The organism is Chitinophaga oryziterrae, assembly GCF_009758125.1.
Classification (GTDB): Bacteria; Bacteroidota; Bacteroidia; order Chitinophagales; family Chitinophagaceae; genus Chitinophaga; species Chitinophaga oryziterrae.
This window is the reverse complement of sequence record NZ_WRXO01000040.1, coordinates 1-590: the sequence shown is the minus strand read 5'-3', so window position 1 is coordinate 590 and position 590 is coordinate 1. Positions and strand designations below refer to the sequence as shown.

Sequence of the window (590 nt, the reverse complement as noted above, 5' to 3'; positions counted from 1 at the left end):
TGAAACAGATAGGGATGAACGGGCCTGTTCCTCAGGCGATTGACAGTTTAAAATATGGATATAATGCAACCAGTAACAGGCTCAGTTTCGTTACTGACAAACGCAATGATCCAACATCTAAACTGGGAGACTTTAAGGAAATAAATAACAATGAAACACAGGATTACTGGTATGATTTCTCTGGTAACGTGTCAATGGATAAGAATAAGAACATAGATTCTATTTTTTACAATCACCTCAATTTGGCATCCATCATCTATGTTCACGGAAAGGGACAGATCTATTACCAGTACAAAGGCACTGGTGAAAAGGTCACAAAGATTGTCGTAGACACCAGCGTTACTCCTGTTAAAGTAACAACGACTCATTATGTCAATGATTTGGTATACGAGCAGGATACCCTACAATATATTAGCCATGAGGAAGGACGGATACGGCCGGTCTATAAAACCAGCCAGCCAGTCGGTTATGTCTATGATTACTTTGTAAAAGATCATTTGGGCAATGTGCGGATGGTATTAGGCACTCAAACCGATACAGCCCTGTATGTGGCCACAATGGAAACAGCAGCGAGTGCAGTTGAGAACGCC

The 590-nt window shown here is 41.4% G+C and carries 1 pseudogene; it reads left to right on the top strand.

What is annotated here, in order from left to right:
• Positions 1-14: 14 nt before the first annotated feature.
• A pseudogene (locus GO495_RS31910) lies at positions 15-590 on the top strand (DUF6443 domain-containing protein); the annotation flags it as partial.